At 49.2% G+C, this 25,986-nt stretch carries 32 protein-coding genes; 3 read left to right on the top strand and 29 right to left on the bottom strand.

What is annotated here, in order from left to right; genetic code table 11:
- Positions 1-57 precede the first annotated feature (57 nt).
- From J2T14_RS30855 to J2T14_RS10845, 16 genes are all read right to left on the bottom strand, one after another.
- The gene (locus J2T14_RS30855) at positions 58-462 is read right to left on the bottom strand and encodes a DUF2569 family protein (protein ID WP_373458139.1); all 405 of its coding nucleotides are present in this window, start codon (positions 460-462) and stop codon (positions 58-60) included.
- A 38-nt stretch (positions 463-500) separates the two neighbouring features.
- Positions 501-977: a GNAT family N-acetyltransferase gene (locus J2T14_RS10915; protein WP_307470668.1), complete on the bottom strand. Its 477-nt coding sequence runs from the start codon at positions 975-977 to the stop codon at positions 501-503.
- 25 nt (positions 978-1,002) lie between these two features.
- Positions 1,003-1,524 carry a GNAT family N-acetyltransferase gene (locus J2T14_RS10910; protein ID WP_307470665.1) on the bottom strand — a complete coding sequence of 174 codons (522 nt, stop codon included), beginning with the start codon at positions 1,522-1,524 and terminating at the stop codon, positions 1,003-1,005.
- A complete protein-coding gene (locus J2T14_RS10905; protein ID WP_307470663.1) occupies positions 1,496-1,987 on the bottom strand; it encodes a GNAT family N-acetyltransferase in 492 nt (163 codons plus the stop codon). Before J2T14_RS10905 ends, J2T14_RS10910 begins: the two co-directional genes overlap by 29 nt.
- On the bottom strand, positions 1,984-2,862 hold the full coding sequence (locus J2T14_RS10900) for an aminoglycoside phosphotransferase family protein (RefSeq protein ID WP_307470659.1): 879 nt from the start codon (positions 2,860-2,862) through the stop codon (positions 1,984-1,986). Before J2T14_RS10900 ends, J2T14_RS10905 begins: the two co-directional genes overlap by 4 nt.
- A 35-nt stretch (positions 2,863-2,897) precedes the next feature.
- Positions 2,898-3,326, bottom strand: a complete 429-nt coding sequence (locus tag J2T14_RS10895) for a GNAT family N-acetyltransferase (protein WP_307203189.1) — start codon at positions 3,324-3,326, stop codon at positions 2,898-2,900.
- A 19-nt stretch (positions 3,327-3,345) separates the two neighbouring features.
- A complete protein-coding gene (locus J2T14_RS10890; RefSeq protein WP_307470657.1) occupies positions 3,346-3,699 on the bottom strand; it encodes a VOC family protein in 354 nt (117 codons plus the stop codon).
- Between the two features lie 47 nt (positions 3,700-3,746).
- A complete protein-coding gene (locus J2T14_RS10885; RefSeq protein ID WP_307470654.1) occupies positions 3,747-4,277 on the bottom strand; it encodes a hypothetical protein in 531 nt (176 codons plus the stop codon).
- 40 nt (positions 4,278-4,317) lie between these two features.
- A complete protein-coding gene (locus tag J2T14_RS10880) occupies positions 4,318-4,830 on the bottom strand; it encodes a GNAT family N-acetyltransferase (protein WP_307470651.1) in 513 nt (170 codons plus the stop codon).
- Between the two features lie 93 nt (positions 4,831-4,923).
- Complete coding sequence (locus J2T14_RS10875; protein WP_307470649.1) at positions 4,924-5,328, bottom strand: DUF1801 domain-containing protein; 405 nt, start codon at positions 5,326-5,328, stop codon at positions 4,924-4,926.
- A 35-nt stretch (positions 5,329-5,363) separates the two neighbouring features.
- Positions 5,364-5,927, bottom strand: a complete 564-nt coding sequence (locus tag J2T14_RS10870) for a hypothetical protein (protein WP_307470646.1) — start codon at positions 5,925-5,927, stop codon at positions 5,364-5,366.
- Between the two features lie 18 nt (positions 5,928-5,945).
- Entirely contained in the window at positions 5,946-6,002 is a 57-nt protein-coding gene (locus J2T14_RS10865; RefSeq protein ID WP_307471924.1) for a hypothetical protein, read from the bottom strand.
- Positions 5,992-6,135 carry a DUF6547 family protein gene (locus tag J2T14_RS10860; protein WP_307470643.1) on the bottom strand — a complete coding sequence of 48 codons (144 nt, stop codon included), beginning with the start codon at positions 6,133-6,135 and terminating at the stop codon, positions 5,992-5,994. The genes J2T14_RS10865 and J2T14_RS10860 overlap by 11 nt, the downstream gene beginning before the upstream one ends.
- 25 nt (positions 6,136-6,160) lie before the next feature.
- Positions 6,161-6,730, bottom strand: a complete 570-nt coding sequence (locus J2T14_RS10855) for a VanZ family protein (RefSeq protein ID WP_307470641.1) — start codon at positions 6,728-6,730, stop codon at positions 6,161-6,163.
- 12 nt (positions 6,731-6,742) lie between these two features.
- Complete coding sequence (locus tag J2T14_RS10850) at positions 6,743-7,252, bottom strand: HIT family protein (protein WP_307470638.1); 510 nt, start codon at positions 7,250-7,252, stop codon at positions 6,743-6,745.
- Positions 7,227-7,781 (bottom strand): histidine phosphatase family protein, encoded by a 555-nt coding sequence (locus J2T14_RS10845; protein ID WP_307203209.1) that lies wholly within the window; start codon positions 7,779-7,781, stop codon positions 7,227-7,229. The genes J2T14_RS10850 and J2T14_RS10845 overlap by 26 nt, the downstream gene beginning before the upstream one ends.
- 366 nt (positions 7,782-8,147) lie before the next feature.
- On the opposite strand from J2T14_RS10845, the gene J2T14_RS10840 reads away from it, so the two are divergent.
- Positions 8,148-9,077 carry an ABC transporter ATP-binding protein gene (locus J2T14_RS10840; protein WP_307470636.1) on the top strand — a complete coding sequence of 310 codons (930 nt, stop codon included), beginning with the start codon at positions 8,148-8,150 and terminating at the stop codon, positions 9,075-9,077.
- Between the two features lies 1 nt (position 9,078).
- On the top strand, positions 9,079-10,203 hold the full coding sequence (locus J2T14_RS10835) for an ABC transporter permease (protein WP_307470635.1): 1,125 nt from the start codon (positions 9,079-9,081) through the stop codon (positions 10,201-10,203).
- A 243-nt stretch (positions 10,204-10,446) separates the two neighbouring features.
- Here J2T14_RS10835 and J2T14_RS10830 read toward each other — a convergent pair whose 3' ends face one another.
- The 6 genes from J2T14_RS10830 to J2T14_RS10805 all read right to left on the bottom strand — a co-directional run bounded on the left by J2T14_RS10830 (position 10,447) and on the right by J2T14_RS10805 (position 17,322).
- On the bottom strand, positions 10,447-11,394 hold the full coding sequence (locus J2T14_RS10830) for a cation diffusion facilitator family transporter (RefSeq protein ID WP_307471922.1): 948 nt from the start codon (positions 11,392-11,394) through the stop codon (positions 10,447-10,449).
- Positions 11,395-11,734: 340 nt separating this feature from the next.
- Entirely contained in the window at positions 11,735-13,426 is a 1,692-nt protein-coding gene (locus J2T14_RS10825) for a glycerol-3-phosphate dehydrogenase/oxidase (protein ID WP_307470633.1), read from the bottom strand.
- 180 nt (positions 13,427-13,606) lie between these two features.
- Positions 13,607-15,097, bottom strand: a complete 1,491-nt coding sequence (gene glpK / locus J2T14_RS10820; RefSeq protein ID WP_307470631.1) for a glycerol kinase GlpK — start codon at positions 15,095-15,097, stop codon at positions 13,607-13,609.
- A 43-nt stretch (positions 15,098-15,140) separates the two neighbouring features.
- Complete coding sequence (locus J2T14_RS10815) at positions 15,141-15,701, bottom strand: glycerol-3-phosphate responsive antiterminator (RefSeq protein ID WP_307203219.1); 561 nt, start codon at positions 15,699-15,701, stop codon at positions 15,141-15,143.
- A 42-nt stretch (positions 15,702-15,743) separates the two neighbouring features.
- Entirely contained in the window at positions 15,744-16,778 is a 1,035-nt protein-coding gene (locus tag J2T14_RS10810) for a LacI family DNA-binding transcriptional regulator (RefSeq protein WP_307470629.1), read from the bottom strand.
- Positions 16,779-16,956: 178 nt separating this feature from the next.
- Positions 16,957-17,322 carry an ArsR/SmtB family transcription factor gene (locus J2T14_RS10805; protein ID WP_307470627.1) on the bottom strand — a complete coding sequence of 122 codons (366 nt, stop codon included), beginning with the start codon at positions 17,320-17,322 and terminating at the stop codon, positions 16,957-16,959.
- Positions 17,323-17,601: 279 nt separating this feature from the next.
- Here J2T14_RS10805 and J2T14_RS10800 point away from each other — a divergent pair, with 279 nt between their 5' ends.
- Positions 17,602-18,246 (top strand): metal-dependent hydrolase, encoded by a 645-nt coding sequence (locus tag J2T14_RS10800; protein WP_307470625.1) that lies wholly within the window; start codon positions 17,602-17,604, stop codon positions 18,244-18,246.
- Between the two features lie 207 nt (positions 18,247-18,453).
- On the opposite strand, the gene pruA is transcribed toward J2T14_RS10800, so the two are convergent.
- The 7 genes from pruA to J2T14_RS10765 all read right to left on the bottom strand — a co-directional run bounded on the left by pruA (position 18,454) and on the right by J2T14_RS10765 (position 25,965).
- The gene (pruA, locus tag J2T14_RS10795) at positions 18,454-20,001 is read right to left on the bottom strand and encodes an L-glutamate gamma-semialdehyde dehydrogenase (protein WP_307203470.1); all 1,548 of its coding nucleotides are present in this window, start codon (positions 19,999-20,001) and stop codon (positions 18,454-18,456) included.
- Between the two features lie 65 nt (positions 20,002-20,066).
- Complete coding sequence (rocF, locus tag J2T14_RS10790; RefSeq protein WP_307470624.1) at positions 20,067-20,993, bottom strand: arginase; 927 nt, start codon at positions 20,991-20,993, stop codon at positions 20,067-20,069.
- The gene (locus J2T14_RS10785; protein WP_307470622.1) at positions 20,990-22,219 is read right to left on the bottom strand and encodes an ornithine--oxo-acid transaminase; all 1,230 of its coding nucleotides are present in this window, start codon (positions 22,217-22,219) and stop codon (positions 20,990-20,992) included. The genes rocF and J2T14_RS10785 overlap by 4 nt, the downstream gene beginning before the upstream one ends.
- Before the next feature lie 725 nt (positions 22,220-22,944).
- Complete coding sequence (locus J2T14_RS10780) at positions 22,945-23,439, bottom strand: SRPBCC family protein (protein ID WP_307203231.1); 495 nt, start codon at positions 23,437-23,439, stop codon at positions 22,945-22,947.
- A gap of 29 nt (positions 23,440-23,468) precedes the next feature.
- The gene (locus J2T14_RS10775; protein ID WP_307470620.1) at positions 23,469-24,488 is read right to left on the bottom strand and encodes a phosphotransferase family protein; all 1,020 of its coding nucleotides are present in this window, start codon (positions 24,486-24,488) and stop codon (positions 23,469-23,471) included.
- Between the two features lie 146 nt (positions 24,489-24,634).
- Positions 24,635-24,946: a DUF6509 family protein gene (locus J2T14_RS10770; RefSeq protein WP_307203235.1), complete on the bottom strand. Its 312-nt coding sequence runs from the start codon at positions 24,944-24,946 to the stop codon at positions 24,635-24,637.
- Positions 24,947-25,032: 86 nt separating this feature from the next.
- Positions 25,033-25,965, bottom strand: a complete 933-nt coding sequence (locus tag J2T14_RS10765; protein WP_307470619.1) for a manganese-dependent inorganic pyrophosphatase — start codon at positions 25,963-25,965, stop codon at positions 25,033-25,035.
- Positions 25,966-25,986: the final 21 nt, after the last annotated feature.

Genomic DNA, 25,986 nt, shown 5'->3' with positions numbered 1-25,986 from the left:
ATCATCAGCGTCATCACATTACCGTGTGTTCCAATCGCTATTTTGCTACCACTACTTCTAAAGGTAAGTGTATTTCACTCTCTTTGAATGCTTAAAATACAAAATCCATACAATCCCTAAAATAACGACTATAAGCAAATCAATAAATTCTGATATATCTCTATTTGATAAACAAAAATCAACTATTCCCACTATAATTCCGATAACTTCAATCGTAATTATAAGGCTTGGCGCATAAACTTTCTTGTTAATTAAAGCCAGCAATGAGATCACGATTAGAATATTCAGGATCAGGTACGATACCACATCATAGATTCTTTCGGCATTTACTTCTATATGCAATTGAAATATTAATGTTGTTTCCAGAAATATACCCATTGTATTAGTGAAGAACGTAAAAATCGTTAATAGCACATAAAAAAACAACCATCCCTTGATGCCTGTTAGCTGTTGGTTTTGCATTGATTTGGTCTATTCCCCTTTTTTATTTGTAGGCTCACCTACTGTACACTCAGATTTTTCTTCATGACGTACCATCTATCTGTCCCTTGAGGATATTCATGCTCTTCTATTACCTTATAGTTTAGTTTTGAATAAAACTCGATATTTTGAGGTACGGATAGTCTGACTTCGATCCTTGCCTCTGCTATAGCGTGTTCTAAAGCCTTTTCTTCAAGAAAGTTCATTATTTTTTTGCCGATTCCTATTCCTCTTGCTTCCGTAATAACGGCGACTCTTCCGATGTACATAAAATCCTCTGAGAAGTAGTATTGAGCAGACCCCACAGGAGTTTGACCGTTCCACACTAAGATTGCTCCGCCATTGTCGCTTATTTTATTATGAATATCGTCAATCTCTTCAATCAATGCTCCAGATGGCGGGAATATTTTGTTTCGATACTCTTCGAAAGATGCTCGCATGACTTCATGAACAATCGGTATTTCATTGCATTCAGCCGCTCTTATTTGAATGGTCATATTAGGTCACTTCGCTTTTCGTTTTTTATCCGAAGAAGGCGCCTGGATATTTCAACTCACCTTTAATACTCTTCAGTGCACCCTCTTGCAGTTCACATACCATAAAAACATCATCAGGCACTTCGAATTGCTTTAACTCTAAGCCGTACGGCCGGGCTGGTTTGAAGCCAAACCTCGGGTAATAAGACGGATGCCCGATTAGCAAGACAATGGAATAGCCAAGCTCTTTGCCTCGCTGCAATCCTTCAAAAATAAGTTGTTTTCCTACACCTTGCTTCTGATAATTGGGGCTGACTGCTATTGGCGCTAGAGCAAGTACATCATGACGCTGCTCTCCCTGGGTAACTTCGGCTTTGCTGAGTAGTACATGTCCAATTATGACGCCATTTTCTTCTGCAACAATCGAGAGCTCCGGCACAAAGTTTGGTGATGTTCTTATGCGTCCCACCAATTCCGCTTCATCATCACGATTGCCAAAAGCAGTGAAATTAACTTGGTGCACTTGAGCGTGGTCATTTTCATTTTCCGTCCGTATAAGTATCGTCACTAGGCACCCCTACCTTATATTCATAAATCCTTGTTTCATCATCACTTATAGAGTATCCCTTTCCTATATAGCTCCAGTTCGTTTTTTCATAATAATGAGTTAGATCCGTACATAAATATAAACGCTCATACCCCTTCTGCCTTGCTTGGACTATCGCATGATCCTGAAGAAGTGCCCCTATTCTCTTCCCCCTATGCTCGGGTTCTACAAATAAACAGGCAAACCATGGAAAAAGATCTTGTCTACTATTCAAGTCGCTTCTCAATAGCGCATATGCTCCAATGATTTGATCGTCCTCAAGTGCAAGATAAAATCTCGGAACATCACACTGTGTATCACAGGATCTTTCTATGCAATCCCGATAAAAGTTCCGATTCGAATCCGAACCCCATCGCTGCCAAAAATAATCAACAGCGGCCTTTTGCAAATCTGGTCTTTCCCTAATATCAATAATCCGAATCATTTCTTCACCTCTATAAGTAAGCTTTCATCTAAATACACATTGTTCTTCAAAATGCTCTTCACCCTTACCAGGGTGTCCTTCCCTCTTGGCAGGTCGTCAGCAATTCGATTAAGCAAGATCCACCTCAAGCAAGCGATGGCCTCGAATAGCTCTAGCTCTTCTTTGGTGAATCCACTTTCAGTAAGACAGGCCGATTCATAGACAGAACCATGCCTTTCCCCCACATAAATCCTTATTAAAACAACGGACCACGCCAAATCGTACCTTGGATCTCCAAGTTGGCCGTTGGTCCAATCGATAATCGTATATTTCCCTTCGTTCACAAGTATATTGCCCAAGTTATAATCGCCATGAATGAGCGCGCCTTGTTTGAAGCTGCTACGTTCCAAGAGTTTATTCAGTAAATCCTTTATATCCAAATGCTCTTCTATCGACGGGTAAAAATAACCGACAAAGTCATAGCTCTGAAGTATCGATGCATCCAAATTTTCTAAAGGATAGCTGTGTATGCTGGATAATATTTTCGCGAGTTTTTTGAGGGAAGATTGATTTACTTTCCTAATTGGAGTCCCGTCATAGCTTGTCAACAATACCTGATTCATCTCTTTGTCGATACCCCAGCCTAGAGGTTGCGAGACGGGTATTCCTTGATTGTAGAGCGCCTCTAACAGCCTGTACTGATTACCAACATTGGGCTTTGATGATCGATTCCATACTTTAAGCACATAGCTGGAATCGCCTGAGCAAATCTTTGTTACTTCCGCTTCAAGCCCCGCATCCAAAGGCATTAAAGTAATCGAGCTGCTATTGTCTAACAGCGAATCCGCTGCCTTGCTCTTTTCCAACCAATCCACGTTTCTAATTAGATCTTCCATGGCTGCTCAACCTTTCACGGAAATTTCTCAAGAATTCACATCAATTCGCTATTATGAACAACTCCGAACATGCCCGTCATGCCTTCATGCTTATTAAACCCGAATTTATTATAAAAAGACTCTTTCCCGCTAGCCGCAAACAATCCTACAAATGATTTTTCCGGTGCATTTTCCTTTAGGAACTTTTGAATGGCAGCCATTATTTTATTGCCGACACCTTTATTTTGATGCTCAGGTTTGACGGCTATATCTTGAATATAGAAGTAGATCTTGCCGTCCCCGACAACTCTCCCCATTCCAACGATCTCATCTCCATATTGAATAACAACGCCGAATAACGATTGCTTTAGCGAATCCTCCGCAACTTCAAAATTCATGTAATCTTCCCAGCCAACAGCTGCGCAGAGCTTTTTATATTCAGTGAATGTAGGTGTTCTGTCTAGGACATTGTATTCGCGACTCATCAACGTAAAAGCTCCTTTATTAAGCATAATTTTTTAATTCAATTCTATTTCCCTCAGGATCTATAATTACTCCGATGGTTCCCCAATTAAATTTAAGTATTTCAACTTGAACTTCTCTATGTTTTAGCTCTCCGACTGCTTCATCAATATCCTCTACTTCGATTCTTATTACAGTTGGATTTTGACTTCTATTTTTTTCGGAAGTATTTGAAACTCCATTGTTCTCAACCATCAAATAGCTGCCGCCGAAATCAAGTTTCGTAAGTCCTTCTTTTTTTTCTCTGATTGTAAGACCAAGTTTCTCGGTATAGAAATGGACATTATCTTCATAATTTTCCAAAAATAATACGAGTCCTGTTTCTTTGATTTTCATAATTGTATCTCCCTTATTGTACGGTACATGGTTTCTGAAAGAATTTATTAGAACTCATTAATTACATCTTCATCCCATACTTGAGCCTCAATATATCTTTCCGGCCCTTTATCTCCGTTCCTATTCCATTCCTGTGGGAATCCGAATTGGTTTATTATCTGTTTGATTTCATTCTTGGTATAAACTTGTTTACGGTATGGTTTCTGATCTTGAAATCTCATTGTGGGAAACAGGTCGCCGTATGTAAAACTAATTGATTCATCTGTGAACTTTTCCCACGGTATTATAATTACTCCTGGTCTCTGATACCAAGTTTTTAGCCAATCACACTCACCTAATGTCATGTAGTGGGGGTATGAATTTTTGGGGAACCCACCTTTTGCTATAAATTGAGCTCGAGCTAATTGTTCAAGCCCCCTTCGAATACTCATATATTCATCTGTTCTTTTGCTTGCAAAGGTGTTCCCTTCTCTTTTGATCTGGTTTAATATCTCTATTGCTTCCTCATATTTAAGTTTAGAAAGATTCCTGAAGGGACCTAAATCCATTTCAAAGTAATGATATAAATGATAGTTCATTCACATTTTCCTTTGTTTTCAATTTACATTAACGACAGCGCTAGGACAGCTTACACAACTGTTTCTCCATCGTAACATAAGTATGCTTTCTCATAGGGTAGCGTACTTCTCCTCTTTCTTCATAACCATTTCGTATGTACAGAGCTTTGGCAGTTTCATTGATTTTGTATACATCAATACGTACACTTGTGTATCCGTTTCGGATTGCGAAATTCTCTATATACTGCAATAAGGCCTTACCTAATCCTTTACCTTGATGGCTCGGATCGACTGCAAGTCTGTGTATGCAGCATGGTTTTCCATCTTTATCGTTCCAACTTATCAATTGATACTGCTTACTTTGCATATTATCAAGCGTAACTACAGCAATTAATTCATCCCCGTACGAAATTCCATACATGCTTCCGTTCCTAAGATCAGCCTTGTAATTGGAACGATTAGGATAAATCCACTTCCACTGATCGTTTTTCTGATTTTTCAGTTCACTTTTGGCTCTCCTGAAAATCTTCAAAACCGAAGGTAGGCTACCCATTTGGACCTGATGAAAATTCACAATGAATCCGACTCCTTTAATCCTGTTAGATCCTTACAACGTTCTTAAATAGGCAATGTAGTCGGTTTGTATACCGCTATAACCAAGACAGTTTTAACCCGTTACTTCGACCCATTTTGCGACTACTTTTACTAGATCATCTTTCTTTAACTCATCATCATTCAAATTCATCAACTTTATAATTGCTCTGTCAGCTGCAACCCATTCTAGTAACCCGGTAGGATCCTCTATAAGCGGCTTTATGTCTGTATTCTGTTTCGCTTTGGCACCTGTATGAAAGACAAGTCGAAAAAAACCTTTCCCCTGAAGGTTAAAGGTAATCCGATCCTCGTTATTGATACAAAAACTAGGTGCGTTCCACTTAATATGTTCGGTTATATTTTTATTTACTTTCAAAATCAGTCTACGGACTACCACAATGGCATCCTTTAAGGGATGCTCGAGCGTATCCATAAATTCATCTACTAATTCCTCGCCTGATCGTTTACTTGCAGCCATGAATTTTAGTCCTCCCGAAGAGTAAAGTCTTATGATTATTTACTTACAATAATCAAACCCTTAACGAAATTAGGATCTGACTCTTTTAGATCATCAATATCCCTCACCATATTGTCATAAGACAACCACTCATAGTGCTTCAAACCAATCAATTCTGCCACTTGGTAAGCAGGAACGAATTCAAAGATATCTTCCATACTGTTTATATTTAATAACTTCGAGATTTCAAATACCGTTATACGATTGTGTTCTTCACGATTTCTATTTATTAATTCAATGAGTTTATTCTTGTCTATTTCTTTATAGTTATTCTCTACATCCGTGTCCCAATTACATTCATAATGGAATGTCATCGTATTATTCTCAAATATACTGAGAAGCCATCCATGATCCTCAGCAAAGATATAATGCAATAAAGTTCCGGTATTGTTGGAGATCAATTTGTTGTTCTCATGAAAGATCTCTCCTTCGGGCAGTAGCGTAACCCAGTTATTTTCTTCTGGATAAACAAATCCACCTATCCCAGCTCTATTTAGAAGATCTACTCCTTCTTTCTGATCCTTTGAAAACAAATGATAACTTTCACTAAATTCGCTCATTTGAATACCTCCATTTTTCTAGTCTGAATCAGGCCATGGATCCCCTTCACGCCGGCAAACCCAATCAAAATACATTTCCGAACCAAAAGGTTCCTTCGCCATTTCCACGGTTATCTTGTATCAACTTCAATCCATCCATATCAGTTAAATAGACTAATACATCATGAATGCCACCGTCTCTTGATTCCTGAACAATTCGGGCAAGCACTTGTTTCTGGCCCGTGTTAACCCATCTACCGCCTTTTATATCTATTTTTTATCCATCGTAACAAGGGCTGATTAAATTTGCCAAATTGTATAGCTATTGCCCTTATTAGATATCCCGCATAGAAACCTGATGTATTAAGAATTAAGTCATCCACATCAAAAGATCGTCTCAATATTAATCCCGACATAGTGAATATTGCTTGAACGACTTCAATACCTAGTGAAATTCCAAACCCCAGCAATAGTATTCTCATGGTACCTTTTAATTTAATGAAGAGAGCAAGAGGGAGGATAAGCACAAAGTTGCCGAGCACATTTCTAACTCCAACAAGATAATAAGGATGATTCAATGATCCTAGGATACTATGAAATGGTTTAAAGTTATACGTCACTTCAGACCAACCAATTGGAAATTGCCCTGCGACAGTCGGCCATAAAGTTAATTGTACAATGACAACAACATATGCTGTTATGGCTATGAATCTTATATTGGTTAGAAGTTTGTTCTTCTTGAATAAATTGAAGGCTATCAAAAAAGGGATTTGTAAAAAGAAAAAAATTATAAATATTTCGAATATCTCAGTTACTTGTCTCATGAAAGCTCCTCGTTATCGTTTCATTTTCAAATTGAAATCCTTCATACCAACTTTTAGAATGTTAATCCCTTCAACTACGTTCTTCATATTCTCTTCGTCGTTCATATGATTCCTTGCGTGTAATAATACGGGTCTCAATGATTCTACCGAACTTCCTAATTGATACATCCACTCGTATCTTGGAACCATCCATAAGTGAAAGTGGTGTGTAGTGTCTTCATTATAGAAGTAGTAGACCTTTTCGATTCCTAATCGATTTCGTTGTTCCTTTCTGATTTTATGAATCAATGAAATAAACTCAAGTTGCTCTTCATCTGTTAATTCATCCATGCCGTAATGATGTCTCTTTGAGGCTAAAATGACTAACCCTCTAATTGGATACGCAACATCTTGATGAACGTGAAATAGGCTTGATTCATAAATCACTCCACCTGTTGGATCAATCAAGCCGCTAGTCAAAGCGCAGCTTAAGCATTCAACTTCAACTACTCTGCCATCAGCTAGTGTAATTTGTCTTGGCATTTTGCACCGTAGTCCCCTTCTCATTCACTTCCAAACAATAGATATCCGGGTTTTTCATTGTCTTCCATTCCTTAAATCCAAACGCCTTTTTGTAATACTTAATAATAAGTGATAATAGTGCTCCATGAGTTACAACTACGAAATTAGTCTCGGGCATCTCAATTAACTCTTTGATTACCTCTAGTCCTCTTCTCATTGCTTCGTTTGACGACTCTCCACCTTCAAACTTAATATCCAAATCATCATAGGTTTCTTCTAACTTTATTAGCCAATCATCAAGATCAATCGAACTTAAAACGCGTTCCTTTAATCGTTCATCAATTAGAATCTCTTTCTTAACAATCTTTGAAAATGGTTTAATCGTATCTATTGCACGCACAAAAGGACTTGAAACAATGATTTCGATATTCTTATCCTTGAAAAAATCAACAATAGTGCCGGCTGCGTCCTCTTGTCCTTGCTTTGTTAAAGAGGCATCTGGTTCTTGCCCTTCTGCCTTGCAATGTCTAACTAAATAAATATTTTTCATAGACCCACTTCCCTTTGGCTATGCATGCACTGCATGTATGGTTAACTCGTTTTGTTACAATTCATTCCATGGAATTCCCCTTCCAGTATATCAGTTTCGAAATTTTTGGAATACACTAAAAACAGTGGTCGCATCAGCCTTATTAGTCGGCAATCTCAAAATTTTCTTGAAGGTGATCTCTTTAGAATGAAGCATGAGGCTAAGAAGCTCGATCTGCTTCTTGAGAGGTAGACAGTATACATAACCTACTACCCACTCCTCCCACAGACGGAGACGAATAACGTCCTACGGACGCTGGGAGGAAGGGCTAGATTATTTTACAATCGGTCTGTATAACCAATCGAACATGAAGGAGAGATAGGCCTTATGCCCGTATTGGAAGTCAACCATTTGCACAAAACATTCGGAGCGGTCACGGCAGTCGAGGACATCAGCTTCTCGGTCGAGGCCGGAGAAATATTTACGATTATCGGCCCGAACGGTGCAGGCAAGACGACGACGCTGGAGATGATTGAGGGGCTGCAGATGCCCGATAGAGGCAGTGTTGCCTTCGGCTCGCTCGACTGGAAGCGCAACGCCGACCAAATCAAAATGACGATCGGCGTTCAGCCGCAGTCCGGCGCTCTATTCGATTTATTGACTGTCGAGGAAAACCTCGATTTATTCGCCTCCTTTTACCCTAAAGCCACGCCTACAGCCACCGTACTCGAGATGATTAACATGACCGACCAACGCAATAAGCATGTGAAGAAGCTGTCCGGCGGCCAGCGCCAGAGGCTCGCGATCGGCCTCGCTATGATAAACGATCCGACTGTCATTTTCCTCGATGAACCGACAACGGGGCTAGATCCGCAGGCTCGGCGCAATATTTGGGACATCATCCTGAAGCTGAAGGGGCTTGGCAAGACGACCATTCTCACGACTCACTATATGGAGGAAGCCGAGAAGCTTAGCGACCGCGTCTGCATTGTCGACCAAGGGAAGATTGTATCGCTCGACACGCCTGCGGCGCTAATCGACAGATTGACGAAGGAACGCGAGGTGCGGCTATCGCTTATGGACGGCGAGAAGGCGGCAGAGGTGACAGAGCAGATGGCGCTCCTCCATCCGGCCGTCGTAAGGGCAAATCGGGAAGGTCCGACGCTGAAGATCTGGACGACGCAGCCCGAGGAAACGCTGTATGACTTATTCGGCTTCACGAAGGATCGGGGCTTCCGAGTCGAACAAATCTCGATACGCGAGATGAGCCTCGAAGACGTATTCATCGCCTTCACCGGCAAGGAATGGAGGGATTAAGATGAACGGCGCGAAGCAATTCAATAAAATGTTCGTCGCCCAGCTCAAGATGATGTTCCGGGAGAAGCAGGTATGGTTTTGGAATATTTTCTTCCCTATTATTCTGATGGTGCTGTTCATGATTATTTTCGCAGGCGGCGGGGACGATGATTTCAAGGCTACGATCGCTGTCTCCGAACCGGTACAGACCGCCGCCTCGGAGCAGTTGCTGGGGCAGCTTCGCCAAGTTCCTGTGCTGGAGTTGAAGAACGAAGAGCCAATTAGCAAGGAGCAAGGGCTGGAATGGGTGAAAAACGAGGATGTAGACGCGTTAATCATTCTTCCGGAATCGGAGAATGCTTCGTCCTTGCAGCTTATCGTCAATATGAAGAACGAACGAAGCGCGACGACGCAGGTCGTCTCCGGCGTGCTGGACAAATTCATTCAGCAAGCGAACCTGGCGGCAGCGGGAGCGCAGCCGGTATTCGGCATGACGGTCTCTTCCGTCACTTCCGGCGAAGATGACTTGAAGTACGAGGACTTCCTGCTTACGGGCATGATCGGATTATCTATCGCGCAAGGCGGGTTGTTCGGCATGGTCGATCTCGTCGACATGCGTAGGCGCGGGCTATTGAAGCGTCTTCGGATGACACCGGCCAGGATGGGTCTGTACGGTCTCTCCAGCATGCTCGTCCGACTGATGCTCGGTATCGTGCAGATCGTCGTTCTGTCGCTGATCGGCGTATATGGCTTTGGCGCATCCTTGCATATCAATATTTTCAGTCTTGCCATCGCCTTCTTCGGCGGCGCTCTCGTCTTCAATGCAATGGGCTACTTATTCTCGTCGTTCAGCAAAACGATCGAGGCATACATGGGCATGGCCAATATCGCCAGCATGCTGATGATGTTCTTAAGCGGCGTCTTCTTCCCGCTCGAATCGCTGCCGGTATGGCTGCAGCCGGTAACGCAGGCGCTTCCGCTTACTTACTTTGTCGACGGCATGCGCGACGGCCTCATCTATGCGGAGAGCGTTACGAACGGCGCTTTCTGGCTGGGCATGGGCATTATGGCGTTATGGGGCGTCGCCTCCTTCCTTGTCGGCGCTCAAGTGTACAAAACCAAATCGATTAGCGAAGAAGCGCGATGAGCGTGTAGGGTTGCCGCATCAATCCCCTCCGAAATAGCTGGAAAAGCTCCCGTTATTCCGCACCATAGTTGCCTGCTACCTTGAAAGCCGCGATATTAACGGGAGGAACTCCAGTTAATTCATTACGAATTGTAGAAGACTATGTTTTTAACGGGAGAAATTCCAGTTAAATTTCCCGCTGAATAAAAAAAACGCTCCATCTTCACCGTCGCTACAAGCGATAGGAAGTGGGCGTTTTTCATTTTATATATGCAGCTCGGCATGTCGCAGGGACGAGTTCTCTACTTGAATCGTGGCGTGGTCGATGCCATATTGCTCCTCGATCAGCTTAAGCGCCTCACGCAGGACAACTTGGCCGTCCGCATTATCGTGAATGATGAGATGGCAGCTTAACGAGTCGATGCCGGACGTAATCGTCCAGATATGAAGATCATGCACATCGTTGACGCCTGCAACTCCGAGCAGCGTCGCTTTGACCTCATCGGCGTCAATCGAATGCGGCGTCCCTTCCATCAAAATATGAACGGTAGAGTTGATGATGCCCCATGCGCTCTTCAGAATAAGGAGCGCTACGACGACGCTGATGATCGGATCGGCAATGTACCAGGAGAATAGCGTCATGAGCAGCCCCGCAATAATAGCGCCGACAGATCCTATCGCATCGCCGATGACATGCAAGTAAGCGCTGCGAACGTTCAAATTATCCTTCACGTCACCCTTGCGCATCAGAAACCATGCGCTTGCAAGATTCGCCAGCAAGCCGATTGCGGCGATAATCATCATGGATCCGCTCGCTACGGTCGGCGGTTCCCAGAAACGCTTGATCGCTTCCGCAATAATGAAGCCGGAAATGACGAATAGCGATACGCCGTTCAGCAGCGCAGCCAATATTTCGAAGCGATGGAAGCCGAAGGTTCGCTTCGCGGATGACGGCCTTGCCGCGAACCACATCGCGGCTAGACTAAGCGCAAGCGCAGCGGCATCGCTAAGCATATGCCCGGAATCGGAGAGCAGCGCGAGCGAATTCGTGACGAGCCCGCCGACGAATTCGAGCACCATTATGCCTGCCGTAATAACGAAAGCGAACAGTAGTCCCGCCTTATTGTTCGGCGCATGCGAATGGCCGTGATGACCATGTCCATGATGGCTGTGACCGTGGTGGCTATGGCCATGATGCCCATGACTATGGATATGTCTTTGACTACGGACCTTACTTTGCTTATGTTCATGATCTGCGCTATGATCGCAGCCATCCCCATGACCGTGACCGCCTCCAACACTGTGCTCGCGGCGACCTGCGCTATCGCTATCATCCTCTACCTTGCCATGCTTACTTCCAAATCGCCCGCTCGGTGTATCACTCATGCCAAACTCCCCCATTTTGCCGCAAATGAATACGAAATCGATCAATATATGAATACATGCTCATATGTATTATATGAATAATTTGCAAGTTCTGCAACTTATATTGCCCAATAACGCAAATAAAAAAAGAGGCCGCGCTCCAAAGCGCCGACCTCGCCTTACACATTTATTGCTTCGGAGCTTCGACTGCCTCGGCCAGCTTCCGCTCCAGATCCTTACTGTATTCGGCCTGCTGCTCAGCCGTCCATCCCAATGACTCAGCCATGGCGGCAATAACAGCTTCCTTCCACTTGCGCACTTCGGCAATACGGAAGAATAAATTGCCGGTTCTACGAATGAAGAAGTCCTCCGGCTTCGCCGTCATCTCCGCTTCGATCGAATAGCGCAGTTGAACGGCGAGCGCTAGCGGCAGCTTGTGGGAATCCGCCCACTTCGCAGTCGTTTCGTCAGCGAGTTCGTACAGCTTCTCGGCGTTCGAGCCGTATTTTTCCGCAATCGTACGCGCCTCGGTTTCCTTGAAGCCAGCGGCGATTCCTTTCTTCGTCTGTGCGGCAACGTACGCTTCGAAGCCAGCCGAGCCGCCCGTATCGCCGCCCGACATACGCAGCTCCTTCGTCTCGCTGCGGCCGATGCCGATAGCCCCCCCGTCCTTGCGCAGCAGTTCGACCGCCTTATCGACGACCGTCTCGGCCATCTTGCGGTAGCCGGTCAGCTTGCCGCCCGCGATCGAGATGAAGCCAGAGTTCGAAACGAAGATCTCGTCGCGGCGCGAAATTTCCGAAGGCGACTTGCCTTCTTGCTGAATTAACGGCCTTAGCCCGGCCCAGCTCGATTCCACGTCAGCCACGACAAGATTCATCTGCGGGAACATGAAATTGGCCGCTTGCAGCAAATAGTCGCGATCCTCCATTGTCATGACCGGACTTGCCGTATCGCCCTTAAAATTCGTATCGGTCGTGCCGAAGTACGTCTTGCCCTCGCGGGGAATGGCGAATACCATTCGTCCGTCCGGCGTATCGAAGTATACCGCCTGCTTAAGCGGGAACCTTTTCCCGTCGAACACCAGATGAACGCCTTTCGTCAGCCGCAGCGTCTTGCCGTGCTTCGAACCGTCCTTCTCCCTCAGCTCGTCGACCCATGGACCAGTCGCATTGATCACTTTTGCCGCACGAACGTCATACGTTTGACCGCTGATCATATCCCGTACCGCAGCGCCTTCAACTACACCGCCGGTATCGTAGAGCAGATTATCCACCTTGGCATAGTTAACGGCTAGCGCGCCCAATTCGACCGCTCGCTTCATGACTTCAATCGTCAGGCGAGCATCGTCCGTTCTGTATTCCACATAGTAGCCGCCGCCCTTCAGTCCTTCACGCTTCAATAACGGTTCTCTGCGCAGCGCTTCCTCCGCACTTAGCATTTTGCGGCGCTCCTTCTTCTTGACGCCGGCAAGAAAATCATAGACGCGGAGCCCGATCGAAGTCGAGAATTTGCCGAACGTACCCCCTTTGTACAGCGGAAGCAGCATCCACTCGGGCGTTGTTACATGCGGCCCGTTTTCATATACGATCGCCCGCTCCTTGCCTACCTCGGCAACGACATTAATCTCTAATTGCTTCAAATAGCGCAGCCCGCCGTGCACGAGCTTCGTCGAACGACTCGACGTGCCTGCCGCGAAATCCTGCATTTCCACGACGGCGACACGAAGCCCTCTCGTAACCGCATCAAGCGCAATGCCAGCGCCTGTAATGCCTCCGCCAATGACTAGCAGGTCCAGCTCCATGCGTGCCATCTCTTCTAATCGCAGTTCCCTATTTTGTGCGGCAAAAGCCGATTCTTTCAATTCCTCATTCATCATTTCTGCAGCCTCCCAGCGCTCTATCCTTATTATTGTCTATTGCATCCATTTCGTTACTCCTACAGAAGCAAAAAAAGAAACCATGTTAACCGCTCTCCCCCTCGAACGAGGGTACGAAAGCGGCTATCATGGTTTCTCCGTGTCTCCAACCGTTATTAACTTGTCGTTATTATAACATGATTACTTGGCGAATGCCATGGCTGCCTTTACCGCGCGATGCCAGCCATCATATAGCTCTTGTCTTCTTGTTTCCTCCATGCTCGGCTCGAATACCCTCTCCACTTGACGAAGCGAAGCAAGTTCCTCCTTGCCGCTCCAGAAGCCGGTTGCGAGCCCCGCCAAGAACGCGGCGCCAAGGGCCGTCGACTCGCTCACGAGCGGCCGTTCCACCGGCACGCCTAGCAAATCGCTCTGGAACTGCATTAGCAGATTGTTGGCGATAGCGCCGCCGTCGACCGACAAGGCTTGCAACGCGAGCCCTGACTCCCGGGTCATGACCGAGAGAACGTCCTTCGTCTGATAAGCAAGCGATTCAAGCACCGCTCGGACAAAATGAGCCTTCGACGTTCCGCGCGTCAGGCCGAACGCCGCTCCGCGCACATCGCTGTTCCAGTACGGCGTTCCGAGTCCGACGAATGCAGGCACGACATACACGCCGTCCGTCGATTCCACCTGCTCGGCGAGCGCCTCCGTCTCGCTTGCCGATTCAATCAATTCAAGCCCGTCCCGCAGCCATTGGATAGCCGCTCCCGCTACGAATACGCTGCCTTCCAGCGCGTATTCCAGCTTGCCGTCCACTTCCCATGCGATCGTCGTCAGCAAGCCGCGATCGGACACGATCGCTTGCTCGCCCGTATTCATCAGCATGAAGCAGCCCGTTCCGTAGGTATTTTTGGTACAGCCTTTATCGAACGCCGTCTGTCCGAACAAAGCCGCTTGCTGATCGCCCGCCATGCCCGCAATGGGAATCGGCGCTCCGAATAGTTCGGCGGTAACATGACCATACACCTCTGAAGAGGAGCGTACTTCAGGCAGCATCGATGCCGGAATATCCAATATGCGCAGCAGATCATCGTCCCAGCGCCGCTCATGAATATTGAACACCATCGTGCGGGACGCATTCGTCACATCCGTCACATGCACCGCTCCGCCTGTCAACTTCCAGACGAGCCAGCTATCGATCGTACCGAATAGCAGCTCTCCCCGCTCAGCACACTCGCGAGCTCCTTCAACATGGTCGAGCAGCCACTTCACCTTCGTACCCGAGAAATAGGCGTCGATCAACAAACCTGTCCGCGTATGGAACTCGCGCTCATGGCCGTCCGCCTTCAATTGCTCGCATATCGGCGTCGTTTGGCGGGATTGCCATACAATCGCATGATGAATCGGCTCGCCGGTGGCCTTGTCCCATACAACCGTTGTCTCGCGTTGGTTCGTAATGCCGATGCCGGCAATCTGCCATGCTGTAACCCCCGTCTTCGCAAGCAACCCCGCAATGACTTTCTTGGCCGACTCCCAAATGAAAGCCGCATCGGCTTCCACGGATCCGGGCTGCGGATATACGAGCGGAAGCTCCTCGCGCACCGTATCCACAATATGGCCGCTGTGATCGACCAGCAATGCTCTTGTGCTCGTCGTGCCTTGATCGAGCGCCAGCATATAGTTGTCCATCCGATATTCCTCCCCATGAAGTAACTATTGTTAATTGCTTATGCTAACGATAATTTTGCCAAAGCTCCTTACGTGAGGTCGTAATAGCGGAAGCGCCTGCCGCTAGCGCATTCGATACATCGCCCGGTGTCCGGATAAGGCCTCCGGCAATGATCGGAATACCGCTTCGCTCCTTGACCTCGCGTATCATATCGGGCATAATGCCCGGCAGCACCTCGATATAATCGGGCCGCGTTTTCTCAAGCAACGTATAACTGTGCTCAATCGCATCGGAATCGATGAGGAACAGCCGCTGAATCGCGATCAGTCCGTTTTTTTTCGTTCTTGCGATCACCGTGGAACGCGTCGATATCAGCCCCGAGGGCCTAATCGACTGACATAGAAACTCCGCCGCGTACTCATCGTTTTTCAGCCCGTCGATCAGATCGGCATGCAGCAGCACCTTCTTGCCATGCTGATTAGCGAGGTCGACAATCGGCTTCAATTGGCCCAGATGGCCGCCCAGAAGCACCATATACGTATACGGCGTTGCGATGACCGCCTCCACATCCTTCTGTTTGCGCACAGCCGGCAAAACAATCTGATCTAACGATAATAATGGCATTTCCTCACTCCATTCTTATGCGGTAATCGCAGCCTATATTTGCTAGGCGTTCCGTCGTGGCGGCCGACCGCTGCTCTCCCGCTCCAGCAGCCGGGCAGGCAGTATGATTTTCCGAGCGATATCCCTGCCACCTGCCATTCGATCCGCAAGCAGCTCAACCGCCGTCTCGCCCATATGCTCCATATGCACCTTAACCGTTGTCAGAGGCGGCTGCATATAAGCGGAGATCGGAATATCGTTGCAGCCAACGATAGAAATGTCATGCGGAACTTGCAGCTCCGCCTCGTGAAGCGCTCTCAAAGCGCCAACAGCCATCGAATCGTTCTCGATGAAGAAGGCCGTGGGCAGTCTGCCGCCTTCAATCGCCGCTTTCATAAGCTTATACCCTTCTTCGGCGTACAAATTGTCACCCGTATATACAAATTTCGGATCATAAATTCCTCGTACGGTCAGCCGTTCCACGAATTCCAGCTCTCGCTCATCCTTTACCGGCCTGTTGTTTACCTTTTTATGCCCGCCAATATAGCCTATCTCCGTATGGCCCAGCCCGATCAAATAGTCGAGAACCTCGGACACCGATTTGCGCAGGTCGATGACAACCGAATCGAATCGATTATCATCCGGGGATGAATCGACGAACACGATATTCGTCATCCCGACGGGAAAACGCTCCAGGTCTTCCTTCTCAAAACGACCGATCGCAACGATCCCGTCAAGCGGTTCGCCAGCCCGATCAAGGCCCGCATCACCGTCTTGAACGAACATCTTGAACATCTCGATCTGCCGCTGAAAGCACTCCTTTTCCGCGCCAAGCCGGATAGCCAAGTAATAAGGATCAAGCATCTCCTCTTGTTCGGAATACCAGCTTACAAGCCCGATCCGATAACGGTCCTTGGCTGGCGCTTGCCCATTCCCGTTACGCTCGCGAAGCGTCTTATAGTTCAGCTTCTGCGCAACCTCGAATATCCGCTTACGCGTCTCGTCCGTAACGGATATGCCCGGATCATAATTAAGCACGCGCGACACGGTTGCGATAGACACGTTCGCTTGCTGTGCAATATCTTTGATTGTAGCCATGCTATCGCTACCTTTCCTTCCTTCATTACGGTTCATAGCGCCTTCTTTTCATTCTCTATCTTCAAATATACGATTTTTTTACTAAAAATCAAGTAAATTATCATTCATATTTTTACTTCAACGACGAGGACAGCCTAAATAAGAAGAGAGGCCAACCCGCTAGGCAGGCCGCCTCTCTTTATACATGCTTTAAGTGTTGCAGCGTTAACGTGAAAATTTGCTCCACATGATCGTCGTCCAGCGAGTAAAATACCGTTTTGCCTACTTTTCTGCGCTTCACGATACGCATATTCCGAAGCAGCCGCAGCTGATGGGAGATCGCAGACTGCCCCATCTCCAGCACCTCGGTCAAATCATGGACGCATAGCTCCGACTGCAGCAGCGCATGAATGATCTTCACCCGCGTAGGGTCGCCGAGCGCCTTGAACAGATCGGCCAGCTCCACGGCCGTTCCGTCGCTCACTAGCTTGCTTTTTACATCTGTTATATCGGCTTCCGTCCCGGCGCACGGATCGTCGCAGGCAGCGGCTAATTGATTATCCATTTTCGATCCCACCCGCCCCTTCATTTCGTGAGGCTATTATACCATGTTTCGATTCGTACCGTGTACCGCTTCCATAACCGCTTATTTTTCCTCTATAATGAAACGTAACCTTATCTGACCCCGCTTCTGAAGAGACAAATGCGCAGACGGTTCTTCGGCCTATTGGAGCGCGACCCGCACCATGATCAAATTACTCAGAATTTAGAGCAGATGGTAAGCAACGAGCGAGTTAATCACGAATATTTATGAGCAGCAGGCAAGTTAGTCACAGGAGGAATTATGACAGGTAAAACACATCTAACCATCGGCGCGGCGATTGGCGCAGCCGCATCCGTCTATTATCCGTTCACGCTTCAACATGCGGCGTTATTCGTCGGTATCGCGGGATTCTCCGCGCTCGCGGCCGATCTCGACGGCACGAGCATGCTGAGCAGCAAGCTAGGAAAGCTGTCGAAGCTCATTCGGGAGCTTATGTTATGGGGCGGCGTCGCATTTATCGGCATTATCGCTTATTTATTTTTCGCAGGGCATCCCGTTTCCCCTATCCTTATCGGCAGCGCCGCTGCCGCACTGCTGCTTGGTCTTGTTATGAAGCAGGGTGCCATCCGCAACGCGCTCGTAAGCGCAGTCGGCTGCATCCTTATGTACGTAGGCTTCACCTATCAAATGAACTGGCTCATCGGCTTCGGCTTATTTGTCGCATGGGTTCCGTGGCTGAAGCATCGCGGCATGACGCATACCGTATGGGCGACGCTCATTTGGGCGGCTATCGGCTGGGGCTTGGAGCAGCAGCTGCGGACAGAAGGAATCGCCGTCGTAGCCACGCTCGGCTACTTGTCCCATCTCGTAGCGGATTCCCTCACGCCAAGCGGCGTAAAGTGGCTGTACCCGCTGTACAAAAAATCGATCAAGCTGCGTATGTAGGCATCCCCGCCGCATATCCATCTACTTCCGCAAAATGATGAGGCAAACCTCTTTGCTCGTGAGCCTAGCTTCACGACGAGTGAGATTTGCCTCGCTATTTGTCTGCAAACGAGCAAGAACCTCTGCCAAAGTGAGGTTAGCCTCACTTTAGCTAAAGATTATCCTCACTTCCCACTACGCCAGTCCGGCCTCCAATGAATGACATCGCTAGAACCGCTCCGTAACCACCTTCGACTGCATGAACAGCAGCAAATAATCCCGTCCGCCGGCTTTCGAATCGGTGCCCGACATATTGAAGCCGCCGAACGGCTGGACGCCGACGAGCGCGCCGGTACATTTGCGGTTGAAGTACAGATTGCCGACATGGAACTGTTCCCGCGCTTGCTCCAGCTTGCTGCGGTCACGGGAGATGACCGCTCCCGTCAGCCCGTATTCCGTATTGTTGGCGATATCGATTGCCGCCTCGAAGTTGGCCGCGCGGATAAACGCAAGCACCGGTCCGAAAATTTCTTCCTGCGAGATTCGCGCATACGGCTCAACATCCTTAATAATCGTCGGCTCGATAAAATATCCGCCGCTCGCCCCTTTGCTTCCTCCATAGACGACAGTTCCTTCGCTGCGCCCAACCTCGATATATTTGAGTATGCTGAAGTATGCCCGCTCGTCAATGACCGGGCCGATATGCGAAGAAAGCTCGTTGGCCTTGCCGACCTTGAGCAACTTAGTCCGTTCGATGACTTTGGCGATGACCGCATCGTATGCCGCTTCAAGAACGACTGCTCTGGAGCAAGCAGAACATTTCTGCCCGGCATATCCGAAAGCCGACGCCGTGATGGCCTCCGCCGCCAAGTCGAGATCGGCATCCTCGTCGACGATGATCGTATCCTTGCCGCCCATCTCGGCAACGACGCGCTTGATCCATTTCTGATCCTGCTGCACGATGGCCGCCTTTTCATTGATGCGCAGCCCCACCTCCCGCGAGCCGGTGAAACAAATAAACCTCGTCAGCGGATGCTCCACCAAGTAATCGCCGATTTCCGTGCCGGATCCCGGCAAAAAATTAACGACCCCGTCGGGCAGGCCGGCTTCCTCCAGCAGTTCCATGAACTTCGCGGCAATGACCGCCGTAGCGCTCGCCGGCTTCAATACGACCGTATTGCCGGCAACGATCGCCGCCATCGTCATGCCAACCATGATCGCCAGCGGAAAATTCCACGGCGGGATAATCACTCCCACGCCAAGCGGGATATAGAACAGCTCATTGTCCTCGCCAGGATACGGAACGAGCGGTTGCCGCTCCGACAGCCGCTCCATCTCCCGGCCGTAATATTCCATAAAGTCGATCGCTTCGGCCGTATCGGCATCGGCTTCGGCCCAAGTTTTGCCGGCTTCATAGACAAGCCATGCGGAGAACTCATGCTTGCGCCGCCGCAGAATAGCCGCTGCCTTGTACAGCATTCTCGAACGGGCCGAAGGCGCGATGCGTTTCCAATGGTCGAACGCCGCAGCAGCAGCGAGAATGGCCTTATGAGCCAACGCCTGATCGGCCTGCGATACGATACCGACAAGCTGGGTCGTCTGAGACGGATTGATCGATCTCCGCTTCGTTGTCGTCTCGATCCGGTCGGCGCCGATCTTAATCAAGTACTCCTTGCCTAGCTCCGACTCCACTTTGCGGAGCGCCTCTTGAAATTCGTCGATTCGGTCACTAATCGTGAAGTCGGTAAACGGTTCGTTCTGATAAGGCTCCCGCATCGGCATTTCCCCCCTGCTGAACAGAATCTTCCCTAGCGTAAACGGAACGGCTGCTTCTTCTATTTTCACAAAATCTGGTCGCCGAGCAACGAACCGATTAATTCGACTGCAAGCGTTGCGGTCTTGAGACCTTGATCGAGGCTCGGATTCACCTCGACCAGCTCCGCCGACGTTGCGATGCCGGACTGGTATAGCAGCTCCATCGCCAGATGCGCTTCGCGGTAGCTTAAGCCCCCCTTCACCGGAGTGCCCGTACCTGGCGCTTCCCTCGGATCGACGCTGTCGATATCGAAGCTGATATGGACGCCGTCCGTCTCGCGCTGCATGCGGCGGATGACTTCGTCCATCACTCTGGCAATGCCCATCCGGTCAATATCGTGCATGGTATAACAGGCAACGCCAAGCGACCGTATGAACTGCTTCTCGTCCGGATCAAGCGACCTAGCACCGATGATCGCGACATGCTCCGGCTTTATTTTCGGACAGATCCCTCTTAGCTTCGTAAGAGGCTCATACCCTCTGCCTAGGCTGATGCCAAGCGACATCCCATGAATATTGCCCGACGGACTCGTGTGCTCTGTGTTCATGTCCGAATGGGCATCGAACCAGATGACGCCCATATTGGCGTAATGCTCGGCGAGCCCGGCAATCGTACCGATTGCGATACTATGATCGCCGCCGAGCACTAACGGGAACGCGCCGCTTGCGGCCGCAGCCGACACATGCTCCGCAAGGCTGTCGCTCATCGCGTATACTTCAGCTATATGCTTCAGATTGGGCGGCAACTGCGCCGGATCGAACGCCTCTGTCGCGGTGCCGGCAATGGCCGGAACGCCTATCTCTCCGGCGATTTCATATGGAACCGAAAGCGAGTTCAGCTTGTCGGTAAGTCCCGCTTCCTGCAGCAGGCAATCAGGACCGAGCGATGCCCCTCTCGTCCCCGCGCCTAGATCAAACGGAACTTTAATAATGGCAACGCGGGACAACGTCATGACGGATCTTCACCTCCTGCGCCGGACCGAGACTCGCTTCCGAATACGGATTTCAATCTCTCGATAGCGTATTCGAGTTCAACCTTCGTAATGACGAGCGGAGGAGCAAGACGAATGACCGAGTCATGCGTCTCCTTGCATAACAAGCCTAATTGCATCAGCTTTTCGCAATAAGGACGAGCGCGCGTGTGAAGCTCGATGCCGATGAATAGTCCCCGCCCTCTAATTTCCTTAATATCCGGGTGGGATAAGCTGCTCAGCTCCTGCAGCATGTAATCGCCAAGCTCGGCGGAACGTTCGGCCAGCTTCTCCTCCTGGATGACTGCGATTGCCGCGGTTGCGACAGCGCAGCTAAGCGGATTGCCGCCGAACGTCGAGCCATGCGAGCCGGGCTCGAACACATCCATAATCGCCGCATCCGCAGCGATGGCAGAGATAGGCGTCACGCCGCCGCCCAGCGCTTTGCCGAGCACATAAATATCCGGCACGACTTGCTCCCAGTCGCAAGCGAACCGCTTCCCGGTTCTGCCGAAGCCCGTCTGGATCTCGTCGGCGATCAGCAGCGCGCCATGCTTTGCGCACAACGTCGCAGCTTGCCTCAGGAAGCCGGCCGGCGGGATTCGAATGCCCGCCTCGCCTTGGATCGGCTCGATGAGCACGGCCGCCGTGTTCTCGTTGAACGCGGCGGAAAGCGCGGCGGGATCGCCGTAAGGGACGATACGGAAGCCCGGCATAAACGGCCCGAACGCTCGCCGGTACTCCGGCGTAGACGAGAAAGACGTCGCCGTCAGCGTCCGGCCGTGGAAGTTGCCCTCGAACACGATAATTTCCGCCATCGAATCGGCAATGCCTCTTACGTCGTAGGCGTAGCGCCTCGCCGCCTTCACCGCCGTCTCGACGGCCTCCGCCCCCGTGTTCATCGGCAGAATGCGCTCCTTGCCCGTGTAAGCGGCAAGCTTCTCATAAAATAAACCGAGCGTTTCGTTATGGAACGCTCTTGAAGTAATCGTGACTTTATCGGCCTGCTCCTTCAAAGCCGCAATGATGCGGGGATGACGATGGCCTTGGTTGAGAGCAGAGTAGGCGCTGAGCATATCCAAATAACGCGCGCCGCTCGTATCCTGCACCCACACGCCTTCGGCGCTGCTGATGACGATCGGTAATGGGTGATAATTGCGGGCTCCGTAACGCTCTGCCAGTTCAATCGACTTCTGTGCCCTGTTCATCTCCCACTCTCCTTTGCCGTCCCTGTAGTGACATTTTATGCGCCGATTCGTTTACAAATGAGCAAAACTCCACTTCCCTCGCTTATGATCTCATAACCAACGCAACAACTCGCTTGACGCCAGCTAACAGCTAATAAATTTCCGAAAAAACTACCGTAATTTTCAGCGGGAGTAAACTATTCTAACGAGATAATAGGAGCTCCCGTTAATCCCAGCGATGGGAGCTGATGCGAATACGGGGGTTAGCCTTTTTTCTCCTTTATCGCACTCTCCCTTCTGCTCAGATATTCCGTTACGAGAGGTAAAGTCTGGAGAGTATGACAAGATTGAGCTGGGAGCAGTCTGAGCTAAGGGGAGAGTGCGATAAAGGCTCAGAAAGATAAGATTAGACTGAGTGCTCAGCCTGAGCTAAGGGGAGAGTGCGTTAAAGGCCCAGAAAGATAAGATTAGACTGAGAGCTCCGCCTGAGCTAAGGGGAGAGTTCGATAAAGGCCCAGATAGATAAGCTTAGACTGATTGCTCAGCCTGATCTAAGGGGAGAGTGCGATAAAGGTATAAAAAGTAGGATCGAGCTTCGTCCTCCATCCTCCTCTTTTCCTCACTATACGTTCTTTGAGGCGTACGAAAATGCAGTTGAGCACAAACAAAGGGCCTACAAGGAGCAAGCACAGCCCGCTCCCCATATGCCCCTCATTCCCGTCCTTACGATCTATCCGCTCGCCGCATCAATTCGCAAGCTCTGCGAATATTCGAACGTACTGCTCATACTTGCTTTCCCACATGCCTTTGCGGGAATCAGGCGTTACGGCATCGCCTTCGCCGTCCATCAGCATGCCGATCGCATCCAAGCAGACGTCCCAACCGGCAATATCTCGAGGCGTATGCCCCGTCACTTCCGTTATTTTCTCGATGAAGACCAATTTGCTGCCGTCAGCATCGTCCTTATACAGCTCGAAGCGAACGCGATCCTTGTCCCACGTATACTCAAGCACGGAGCCAGGCTGCAGCTCCGTAATGATCATCTCTTCGAAGGTTCCGTCTTGCATATCGAACTTGATCAGCCCGCCCTGCCGGAGCTCGTCTACCCGCAGCTCGGAGAACCATACGGCCAGCTTATCGTTATCCGTCAGCCAAGACCATACCTCCTCCGTGGAATGCTTCCAGTATCGCTCGAATCTAGCCGTGTAACCGACTTCGGCTTTCTGAATGACAGCTAACATGCGACATCTCTCCTCTCCCGAATTCATCCTTACGCCTGCTGCAAAAATTGCTGCCAGCCCTGTGCCAAGTTGTCTCTCGTCCAAGCGATATGACCTCCGTCCTCATATAGGCGGTAAGCGCATTCGATTGCCAGGATGAGATCCAAGTATAAGCTGTATAGGGCTTTCCGGTTCTTCTCGGCACTTGTTAGTTCCCCTATCCCATACCCTTGCAGGAACCCGGTAGAATGATTGAAGCGGCCAAAATAAACCTCCATCAGCGGGTCGCCCCATAGTGCCCGTTCAAAATCAATAATTCCAGTAATTCGCCCGTCCTCAACGAACACATTGCCATCCCACAGATCCCAGTGGACTAGGCGCGGCACGGTAACCTCATCCAGACAATCCAAACGGGCAGCGACTTCATGTTCAATCGTGTCATAGTCAACCGGCAAGGCCACGTCCGCGGCACGTCCGTCCTCCAGCACGGAGAGAATCAGCTTATGGAACGTTTCCCTCCATGACCCGCCATTTCCCTGTTCGTCATCACTATCCGCATATAAGCCGAAACGCTCGCCCACCAGTTCGTTAATCCGCCGATTGTATACGCCAAGCTCGAATTCGATCCTATAACGTTCCGCCTCTGACAAGCTATCCTTCACCTTGTTATACGGAGTGCCTTCCAGCTTTTCCATTATAAAATATTCACTGCCCAAGTTGCCGTCATCCGCAGCATAAGCAAGAACCGTGGGCACGGGAATGCCCCCCATCTCCTTCATTCGTCTGAGGGTGTCGACTTCGGTCTTCATCAAGCCCTTCTCATAGCTCATCATCTTCACGCTCGCCTGCGGCGCTACCTTCACGATAACCGTTTTTCCGTCCGACAGCTCAACCCTATAGGCCGTATTGGCCCAGCCATCCGACAGCTCCTCCGCTTCCAAAGCGGCAACGCCGAAAGTCTGCTCCATCAAGAGCGACAACTGCTCCTTCGTCACCTTATGCTTAATGCCGTTGTCCATAACCGCTTCTCTCCTGCCTTGCTTAAAGTTGCGCATGGTTGCCTGCATCATCGTCAACTTCCATTCTCTGATCTAGCGCTACTAGAATGATTCTCCAATGCCAATGCGATTCCTCTAAAAAAGCACAAAAAAACGTCCCATCAGCCGCCTGAAATGCAGCCAATGAAACGCACATCCTACACTTTCCTACTGCAATCCTATTGCTTTTGTTGCTCTTGGCCCGGGCTCTCCAAGCATTCCTTGCAATAGGCCAGCACCCAAGCATGCTCGTCCTCTTCCAATTCGAAGTCCACGTACGAATTCGACGAACGCGTCAGAAACTCGTATTTCGCAATACGCGACTGCTCGCCGTCAACCACGTAAATCACTCGGAGGCTAATGCCTTCCTGCGAATACAGCTCGTCCTCCTCGTCGATATCCAGATCAAGCATGAACTCATAACGCTGCCCTGTCAAAATACCGAACGGATCCTTCATTACCTCAACGCTATATTCCGTAACCTCGAACATCTCATCCACTCCTAGGTGTGTATCATATCAAGAAAGGCAGCCCAACGCTTGCCAAGCAAGCATCGGACTGCCGCTAAACGAAACGATTACAGGTTGCTAAGCGTCTCTGTCAATACTGGTACGATTTGCGATTTGCGGGACACAACGCCTTTAAGCACGGCTTTGTTATCGGCAAGCGTTACGTTGTAAGCTTTCTCAACCGCGTTTGCTTTGTTGCCGAGCGCAAGCGCTACGGAATCGTTGTTAAGAATGTCCGTTACGACGAACACGAACAGGTCAAGACCTTTTGCCGCGATAATGTCGTTCAGAGCCGCTTCAACTTCCGCTTGTTTCGACAACACGTCGTTCACGTCAACCGCGTTCACTTGCGCGATCTCGACTTTGTAGCTGCCCATTGCGAATTCTTTCGCGTCCAGGGAGATCAATTGCGCAACCGACTTGTCGCTCAGGTCAGCGCCGGCTTTCAACATTGCAAGACCGTAAACTTGCGGGTCAACGCCAGCGATTGCCGCCAATTCGTTAGCTGCCGCAACGTCCTCGCCCGTGCAAGTCGGCGACTTGAACAACAGGGAGTCCGATACGATAGCGGAAAGCATTAGGCCTGCGATTTCCTTGCGGATCGCTACGCCGTTCTCTTTGTACAGTTTGTTCAGGATTGTAGCCGTGCAGCCAACAGGCTCAGCGCGGAAATAAAGCGGAGCGCTTGTCTCAAAGTTGGCGATACGGTGGTGATCGATAACTTCTACGACACGTACTTTATCAATGTCATTCGCGCTTTGTTGGCGCTCGTTATGGTCGACCAGGATAACTTCCTTCGCTTCGTCAGCAACGTTCTCAACGAGGCGCGGCGCTTCGATACCGAAGTAGTTTAGAGCGTATTGCGTTTCACCGTTAACTTCGCCAAGGCGAATTGCTTCTACGTCTTTGCCTAATTTTGCTTTCAGCTCCGCGTAAGCGATCGCCGAGGTGATTGTGTCGGTGTCCGGGTTTTTGTGCCCGAAAATTAGCGTTTTAGTCATTTCGAATACTCCTTAATCATT

Source organism: Paenibacillus harenae (genome assembly GCF_030812415.1).
In the GTDB taxonomy this organism is placed as follows: Bacteria; Bacillota; Bacilli; order Paenibacillales; family Paenibacillaceae; genus Pristimantibacillus; species Pristimantibacillus harenae_A.
The sequence above is the reverse complement of the archived record's forward strand: the minus strand, read 5'-3'. Positions and strand labels throughout refer to the sequence as shown.

Coding starts and splice junctions, on each gene's coding strand:
- J2T14_RS30855 (WP_373458139.1), bottom strand. CDS start 462: ATGCAAAACCAACAGCTAACAGGCATCAAGGGATGGTTGTTTTTTTAT.
- J2T14_RS10915 (WP_307470668.1), bottom strand. CDS start 977: ATGACCATTCAAATAAGAGCGGCTGAATGCAATGAAATACCGATTGTT.
- J2T14_RS10905 (WP_307470663.1), bottom strand. CDS start 1,987: ATGATTCGGATTATTGATATTAGGGAAAGACCAGATTTGCAAAAGGCC.
- J2T14_RS10900 (WP_307470659.1), bottom strand. CDS start 2,862: ATGGAAGATCTAATTAGAAACGTGGATTGGTTGGAAAAGAGCAAGGCA.
- J2T14_RS10895 (WP_307203189.1), bottom strand. CDS start 3,326: ATGAGTCGCGAATACAATGTCCTAGACAGAACACCTACATTCACTGAA.
- J2T14_RS10890 (WP_307470657.1), bottom strand. CDS start 3,699: ATGAAAATCAAAGAAACAGGACTCGTATTATTTTTGGAAAATTATGAA.
- J2T14_RS10885 (WP_307470654.1), bottom strand. CDS start 4,277: ATGAACTATCATTTATATCATTACTTTGAAATGGATTTAGGTCCCTTC.
- J2T14_RS10875 (WP_307470649.1), bottom strand. CDS start 5,328: ATGGCTGCAAGTAAACGATCAGGCGAGGAATTAGTAGATGAATTTATG.
- J2T14_RS10870 (WP_307470646.1), bottom strand. CDS start 5,927: ATGAGCGAATTTAGTGAAAGTTATCATTTGTTTTCAAAGGATCAGAAA.
- J2T14_RS10855 (WP_307470641.1), bottom strand. CDS start 6,730: ATGAGACAAGTAACTGAGATATTCGAAATATTTATAATTTTTTTCTTT.
- J2T14_RS10850 (WP_307470638.1), bottom strand. CDS start 7,252: ATGCCAAGACAAATTACACTAGCTGATGGCAGAGTAGTTGAAGTTGAA.
- J2T14_RS10845 (WP_307203209.1), bottom strand. CDS start 7,781: ATGAAAAATATTTATTTAGTTAGACATTGCAAGGCAGAAGGGCAAGAA.
- J2T14_RS10840 (WP_307470636.1), top strand. CDS start 8,148: ATGCCCGTATTGGAAGTCAACCATTTGCACAAAACATTCGGAGCGGTC.
- J2T14_RS10835 (WP_307470635.1), top strand. CDS start 9,079: ATGAACGGCGCGAAGCAATTCAATAAAATGTTCGTCGCCCAGCTCAAG.
- J2T14_RS10825 (WP_307470633.1), bottom strand. CDS start 13,426: ATGATGAATGAGGAATTGAAAGAATCGGCTTTTGCCGCACAAAATAGG.
- glpK (WP_307470631.1), bottom strand. CDS start 15,097: ATGGACAACTATATGCTGGCGCTCGATCAAGGCACGACGAGCACAAGA.
- J2T14_RS10815 (WP_307203219.1), bottom strand. CDS start 15,701: ATGCCATTATTATCGTTAGATCAGATTGTTTTGCCGGCTGTGCGCAAA.
- J2T14_RS10810 (WP_307470629.1), bottom strand. CDS start 16,778: ATGGCTACAATCAAAGATATTGCACAGCAAGCGAACGTGTCTATCGCA.
- J2T14_RS10805 (WP_307470627.1), bottom strand. CDS start 17,322: ATGGATAATCAATTAGCCGCTGCCTGCGACGATCCGTGCGCCGGGACG.
- J2T14_RS10800 (WP_307470625.1), top strand. CDS start 17,602: ATGACAGGTAAAACACATCTAACCATCGGCGCGGCGATTGGCGCAGCC.
- pruA (WP_307203470.1), bottom strand. CDS start 20,001: ATGCGGGAGCCTTATCAGAACGAACCGTTTACCGACTTCACGATTAGT.
- rocF (WP_307470624.1), bottom strand. CDS start 20,993: ATGACGTTGTCCCGCGTTGCCATTATTAAAGTTCCGTTTGATCTAGGC.
- J2T14_RS10785 (WP_307470622.1), bottom strand. CDS start 22,219: ATGAACAGGGCACAGAAGTCGATTGAACTGGCAGAGCGTTACGGAGCC.
- J2T14_RS10780 (WP_307203231.1), bottom strand. CDS start 23,439: ATGTTAGCTGTCATTCAGAAAGCCGAAGTCGGTTACACGGCTAGATTC.
- J2T14_RS10775 (WP_307470620.1), bottom strand. CDS start 24,488: ATGATGCAGGCAACCATGCGCAACTTTAAGCAAGGCAGGAGAGAAGCG.
- J2T14_RS10770 (WP_307203235.1), bottom strand. CDS start 24,946: ATGTTCGAGGTTACGGAATATAGCGTTGAGGTAATGAAGGATCCGTTC.
- J2T14_RS10765 (WP_307470619.1), bottom strand. CDS start 25,965: ATGACTAAAACGCTAATTTTCGGGCACAAAAACCCGGACACCGACACA.